7 protein-coding genes are annotated in these 6,633 nt (G+C 57.9%); all 7 read left to right on the top strand.

Features of this window, described 5'->3' with window-relative positions:
• The first annotated feature begins 461 nt into the window (after positions 1–461).
• On the top strand, positions 462–1,262 hold the full coding sequence (locus tag AC2FLO_RS18975) for a transporter substrate-binding domain-containing protein (protein ID WP_496753288.1): 801 nt from the start codon (positions 462–464) through the stop codon (positions 1,260–1,262).
• Between the two features lie 72 nt (positions 1,263–1,334).
• A complete protein-coding gene (locus AC2FLO_RS18970) occupies positions 1,335–1,997 on the top strand; it encodes an amino acid ABC transporter permease (RefSeq protein WP_209507537.1) in 663 nt (220 codons plus the stop codon).
• Positions 1,998–2,008: 11 nt separating this feature from the next.
• Positions 2,009–2,671, top strand: a complete 663-nt coding sequence (locus tag AC2FLO_RS18965) for an amino acid ABC transporter permease (protein ID WP_496753289.1) — start codon at positions 2,009–2,011, stop codon at positions 2,669–2,671.
• A complete protein-coding gene (locus AC2FLO_RS18960; RefSeq protein ID WP_267366726.1) occupies positions 2,668–3,390 on the top strand; it encodes an amino acid ABC transporter ATP-binding protein in 723 nt (240 codons plus the stop codon). The genes AC2FLO_RS18965 and AC2FLO_RS18960 overlap by 4 nt, the downstream gene beginning before the upstream one ends.
• Before the next feature lie 37 nt (positions 3,391–3,427).
• Positions 3,428–4,387 carry a dihydrodipicolinate synthase family protein gene (locus AC2FLO_RS18955; protein ID WP_480832927.1) on the top strand — a complete coding sequence of 320 codons (960 nt, stop codon included), beginning with the start codon at positions 3,428–3,430 and terminating at the stop codon, positions 4,385–4,387.
• A complete protein-coding gene (locus AC2FLO_RS18950; protein ID WP_496753290.1) occupies positions 4,378–5,310 on the top strand; it encodes a 4-hydroxyproline epimerase in 933 nt (310 codons plus the stop codon). Before AC2FLO_RS18955 ends, AC2FLO_RS18950 begins: the two co-directional genes overlap by 10 nt.
• A 66-nt stretch (positions 5,311–5,376) precedes the next feature.
• Positions 5,377–6,627 (top strand): NAD(P)/FAD-dependent oxidoreductase, encoded by a 1,251-nt coding sequence (locus tag AC2FLO_RS18945; RefSeq protein ID WP_496753291.1) that lies wholly within the window; start codon positions 5,377–5,379, stop codon positions 6,625–6,627.
• The last annotated feature ends 6 nt before the right edge of the window (positions 6,628–6,633 follow it).

Raw genomic sequence — 6,633 nt, 5'->3', positions numbered from 1 at the left:
GAAAAACAAATGGGACGAGAAAAACTCAATCAACTCCTCAACCTGCTCGAAGAACTACAAGCCGTCAAAGTCTGACCGAACGCGCATTTGGCTGCGCGGGTCAGCATTGCCGCTTTTCTTTGAAAGACACTGGCTGGAGTTGCCTGGGCGTCACACGCTCCCATCACAAAACGTTTTCCGTCTCAAGCTGAAAGCTCCCCGGCCTCTGAGCACAATGCACCTTCACGTTTGACGACGTACCACGTTCAGCCAAAAACCTCCAACTCCAGTAGAACATGGTGTCAAATCCATTTGGCCGCCGACGAACGAGGGCCTTCCACGCGGGCCAAGTCAGTCATTTCAATCACATCCAAGAGCTACGACACCTTTTGAAAGCTGGCTTTTCCTGCTTAACAAAATACTGGATGTTGGATACAATATCCTCTATAGCTTCGCGTATCGATTGATTCAGGGAGGATCACATGCTCAAGAAACTCGCCGCACTGGCGGCCCTCACCACTATCACCACGGCTCCTGCGATGGCGGACACGCTGGACGATGTCGTAGATCGCGGGACATTGCGCTGCGGTGTTGTGTTGGATTTTCCGCCAATTGGGTATCGCGACGCGAATAACGAACCGGCAGGCTTTGACGTCGAATACTGCAATGATCTGGCCGCCGCACTTGAAGTTGAGGCCGAAATCCTGCCGTTGACCTGGGCCGAACGCCTGCCAGTGATCGTCACCGGACGCGCAGACGTTGTGTTCGGAGCAACCTCGGACAGCCTTGAACGGGCGCGGACGGTGGGCTTTACCATTCCTTACGCCATCTATTATGCGCAGGGTGTCGTGAATGCCGAAAGCGGCATTGAGACCTTCGAGGATATCCGTGGCAAGCGCGTGGCCGCCGCGATCGGCACCGTGCCCGAGCAGGAATGGCTGAAGATCGCCGCCGAATGGGGCGAAGAAGGCAGTTACCAGGGCTACCAGTCCGAGAATGAGGTTTTCCTAGCGGTGGCTCAGGGCAAGGCCGATATCGGCATTACCACAAACACTGCCGTGCTGCCGATTACCCAGCAATACGACACTGTTGTTGCCGGCCCTCGCATGCCATGGACCACCGACTACACTTCGGTTGTAGGCAAGCGCGAAGATGTCACCTGGCTGAACTTCCTGAACCTGTTCGTGACCCACCAGGTGCGTTCGGGCCGCTATCAGGAGCATTGGGGTAAATATGTCGGCGGCGAAGCGCCTGAGCTGCGCATTCCCGGCGTAATGTACTGACCCTTTCCTACTCCATGCTTTCGTCCGGCTATGGCCGGGCGAAAGGACCGGTAGATTGCGTGAGGAACACCCGTGTTCGACTATAACTTCCATTGGCGGCCGGTGATGAAAAGCCTGCCGGACCTGCTTGAGGCATCGCTGCTGACGATACAGGTTGCTGTGCTGGCAATGGTCCTTGGCATTATCATCGGACTTTGTCTGGCGCTGACGCGGCTGCACCTGAAAGGTCCCCTTTACTGGTTCGCCTCAGCTTGGGTCGAACTGGCGCGCAATACTCCGGCGCTGTTCCAGCTGTTCTTTTTCGGCTTCGGGCTTGGTGCCTTTGGCCTGCATCTATCGCCGTACTTCATCGTGCTGGCCGGGCTGACATTCAATTGCGCCGGTTATCTGGCTGAAAACTTCCGTGGAGGCTTTCAGGCCGTCCCCGAGACACAGCTACGCGCGTCCCGATCGCTGGGCATGACCGCGTGGCAGGCTTACACACGCGTCGTGATCCCGCAAGTGTTTCGCATTGTCTATCATCCGATCACGAACCAGATGGTCTGGGCTGTTCTAATGTCGTCACTGGGTATGCTGGTCGGCTTCCGGGAATTGTCGGGCGAGACCCAGTTCTTTGCCTCGCGCACTTTCCGAATCTTTGAATATTTCGCCGTCACCGCGGTCATCTACTACGTGATTGTCAAAATCATCCTGCTTGCCTCGCGCCTGCTGGCGTCCCGGCTTTTCCGCTACTGAAGGAGGCACAGATGCAACCCACTGTCAGCTTTTTCAGCGGCTTCAACATCAACGATCTGTGGTTTCTGGGCGAAGCCGCGCTGCGAACGCTCTGGATTTCAGTGCTTTCGATTTCCATTGGAACGGTTTTTGGCGTGGTGTGCGGTTGGCTTCTGTACGAGGGCAAACTGGCAGCGACCCTGACGTTGGCTCCGGTTCTGGATATTTTCCGGTCGGTCCCTCTGATCATCCAGCTGGTGCTGTTTTACAACTTTGCACCTATTGTCGGGCTCAATCTGGACCCGTTTGCCTCGGGCGTGGTGATCCTGTCCATCTACACGGCAGCACTGGTTGCGAATGTGGCGCGCGGCGGGATTGAAGCCGTTGGTGATCCGATGCGCCGCACCGCGCGCAGCCTGGGCATGACCTATTGGCAGGATCTGCGATATGTCGTCTTCCCGATCGGAGGGCGCGCGGTGTTCCCTGCATGGGTCGGGGTCGCGCTGGGTGTGATGAAAGACAGCGCGCTGGTCTCGGTTCTGGGCTATGTTGAACTGCTGAAAGCCAGCCAGATCCTGATCACCCGCACGCAGGAGCCATTCCTGATCCTGACAATCGCTGGCGCGTTCTATTTCGCGCTCAGCTATCCGATTTCGCGGTATTCCGCGTCGCTAGAAAAAAGGTGGGCCCAATGATCGAAATTCGCGACCTGCACAAATATTTCGGATCGCTGCATGTGCTGAAAGGTATCGATCTGGATGTGCAGAAAGGAGAAGTTCTGTCGGTGATCGGTGCGTCAGGCTCCGGCAAATCGACCCTTCTCTATTGCATCAACGGGCTGGAACCGATCCAGCAGGGATCGGTCAGGGTTGATGGCATTGATGTTCATGCAAAAGGCACCGACATCAACAAGCTGCGCACAAAGCTGGGGATGGTGTTCCAGCAATGGAACAGCTTTCCGCATCTGACAGCACTGGAAAACGTTGCGTTGGCCCCGAAGATTGTCAAAGGCAAGTCGAGGGACGAGGCGCGTGACATTGCCGCAAAGCAGTTGACCCATGTAGGGTTGGGCGAAAAGCTGAACGTCTTCCCTTCGGCCTTATCGGGTGGTCAGCAGCAGCGTCTTGCCATTGCCCGCGCGCTGGCGATGGAGCCGGAATACATGCTGTTTGACGAAGCAACCTCGGCGCTGGATCCTGAACTGGTGGGCGAAGTTCTCGACACGATGCGGCTTTTGGCCGAAGAAGGGATGACGATGATTTGCGTCACGCATGAGATGGGTTTCGCTCGTGATGTATCAGACCGGGTTGCTTTTTTTCATCAGGGCGTGATGGAAGAGATCGGCCCGCCCGCCCAGATTTTCAACGAAGCCCAATCTGAACACACCCGCAAATTCCTGGCGAATGTGCGATAAAAGCCCCCGCCCCAAAACAATTAGGAAGGTTATCTTCATGTCCCAGAATATCTTCACCGGCACCATGCCAGCCCTGATGACCCCCTGCAAACCGGACCGGACACCGGATTTCGACGCGCTGGTGAAAAAGGGCAAGGAAATGATCGCAGCGGGCATGTCTGCCGTGGTCTATTGCGGCTCGATGGGCGACTGGCCTCTCTTGTCGGATGCCGAACGGATGGAAGGTGTCGAACGTCTGATCGCGGCCGGACTGCCCGTTGTCGTCGGCACAGGTGCTATAAATTCGAAATCCGCCGTGGCGCTTGCCGCGCATGCGCAAAAGGTCGGCGCGGCAGGGCTTATGGTGATCCCGCGTGTATTGTCGCGTGGATCGTCCATCGCGGCGCAGCGTAATCATTTCAAAGCGATCCTGTCGGCTGCACCTGATATTCCGGCAATCATCTATAACAGCCCGGTTTACGGCTTTGCGACGCGCGCCGATCTGTTCTTGGAATTGCGGGCAGATCATCCCAACCTGGTTGGGTTCAAGGAATTCGGTGGCAAAAGCGATCTGCGCTATGCGGCGGAACACATTACCTCGAAAGATGATCAGGTTACACTGATGGTTGGTGTGGACACCGAGGTCTACCATGGCTTCGTCAATTGCGGCGCCACCGGTTCGATCACAGGGATTGGCACTGCCCTGCCGAAAGAGGCACTGCTGCTGGCTGCCCTGTGCCAGAAAGCGGCGGCGGGCCATGCCGAAGCGCGCCTGCGCGCGCGGGAACTGGAAGAGGCCTTTGGTGTGCTGGCCAGCTTTGACGAGGGCACCGATCTGGTGCTGTATTACAAACACCTGCTGGTCCTGAACGGCGAAGAGGAATACCGTTTGCACTTCAACGAAACCGACGAGTTGACGGATGCCCAGCGCAACTATTGCGAACAGCAATACGACCTGTTCCGCACTTGGTTTACTGATTGGTCCGGCCAGGGCGGAGTCATTGCTGAATGCATGTGATTGACAGCCACACCGGGGGAATGCCTACGCGGGTGATCCTCGACGGCGGCCCCGATCTGGGGTCCGGCCCGCTGGCCGAGCGTGCACGACGCTTGGCCAGCGAGCATGAGGTGTTCTACAAATCCATCTTGCTGGAGCCGCGTGGGCAGCCCGGAATGGTGGGGGCGCTTCTGGTCGCGCCCGAAGATCCAGGGTGTGAGACCGGCGTGATCTATTTCGATGCGGATGCAGTTCTTGGCATGTGCGGACATGGCACCATCGGTCTGGGCGTCACTCTGGCACATAAGGGCAGAATCCGGCCGGGCACGCATCGGGTTGAAACTCCGGTCGGTGTCGTCTCGGTGGATTTACTGGACGCCAATACCGTACGCGTCACAAATGTCGAGAGCCGTCGCGTGCGGGCAGCTGTGCAGATTGAGGTTGGCGGCTATGGGTCGATAACCGGCGATCTTGCCTTTGGCGGAAATTGGTTCTTCATTGTTGATCCCAGCCCAATCCCGGTGAACCCGGGAAATATTCGGGCGATGACCGATCTGACCATTACCATACGCGAAGCCTGCATCGCACAGGGCGTGCATGGCGAAAACGGAGAACTGGTCGACCATGTGATCCTTCAGGATCAATCCCCCAACAAGGATGTTCACAGCCGCAACTTTGTACTGTGCCCGGACAATCAATATGACCGGTCGCCCTGCGGTACCGGCAGTTCGGCGCGCCTCGCCTGTCTGGCGGCAAACGGGGTGCTGGAAGCAGGGGAAGAGATTGTACAGGAAAGCGTGATCGGCAGCCCCTACGTGCTGAGCTACCAACCCGGCCCGAACGGGGGTGTCATTCCCACCCTGACCGGGCAGGCGCATATCATGTCGGAAGGCAGGTTGGTTTTCGCGCCGAATGATCCGTTCCGTGATGGCATCGCGCTTTGAAGTCAAGGCCGGGGACAGACGCTGTCCGGTCCCCGACCCCGTACCACTATTTGAGAACCTGTAACCATGCAGCATGACACCAAGACGGACATAGTTGTGATCGGTGCTGGCATCATTGGCATCAGCGCTGCGCTAGAGTTGCAAAAGCGGGGAAGGCAGGTGCTTGTGCTGGACCGTGAAGGCGTTGCAGCCGAGGCGTCAAAGGGCAATGCCGGGGCCTTTGCCTTTACAGATATCGTGCCGCTTGCAACGCCTGGGATCATGCGCAAAGCGCCAAAATGGCTGCTTGATCCGTTGGGGCCTTTGTCGATCCCGCCCGCTTATGCGCTGAGTATTGCACCGTGGATGCTCCGGTTCTGGCGGGCCAGTTGGCGCGATCGTTATGCAGCCTCACTATCCGCACAAGCCGCGCTGATGAACCACAGCCGTGCGGCGCTGGAGCGTCAGATCGAGCATGTAGACGGCGAGGCGCTGATGCAGCGCGAAGGCCAGTTGCAGTTGTTCGAGAGTGAGGGCGAATTCCGTGCCAGCCTGCCCACCTGGAACCTGCGCAAGGACCATGGCATCCCGTTTGATCTTCTGGACAGCCCGGATGCTATTGCCGAAATTCAGCCCGGGCTGAACCGGCGATTTACCCATGCGGGTTTTACCTCGACATGGATGAATACCGTCGACCCTGCCCGCTGGACCGAGCATCTGGCGGCACAGTTCATCGCGCGCGGTGGGCAGGTAAAGATCGCAGGGATCACGGCACTGAAACCAACCGATGACGGCGTGCGCCTTGACACGGACAACGGCGACATTTCGGCAGGTCAGGTGATTGTTGCCGCCGGAGCCTGGTCACACCAGCTGGCCAAGACCCTGGGGGATCATATCCCGCTTGAGACCGAGCGGGGTTATAACACGACCCTGCCCGAAGGCGCTTTTGACCTGCGCACTCATCTGACCTTTGGGGGGCATGGGTTTGTGGTAACCCGGATCAACGGCGGCGTGCGCATCGGCGGTGCAGTCGAACTGGGTGGATTGAAGCTGGCCCCGAATTACCGGCGCGCTGACACGTTGCTGGCCAAGGCCGGGCGCTTCATGCCAGACCTGAACCTGGAAGGCGGCACGCAATGGATGGGCTTTCGCCCATCACTGCCTGACAGCCTGCCAGTGATTGACCGATCTTCGCGCGCACCACACGTACTTTATGCCTTTGGCCATGGTCATCTGGGGCTGACCCAATCCGCAGGCACGGCCGAACTGGTGGCCGATCTGGTCACTGACGCCAAGCCGGTGCTCTATATGTCACCTTTCTCATCCACACGCTTCTAATCTGGA

It is taken from the genome of Ruegeria sp. TASC047 (genome assembly GCF_059612445.1).
This window is presented reverse-complemented; position numbering and strand designations above follow the sequence as displayed.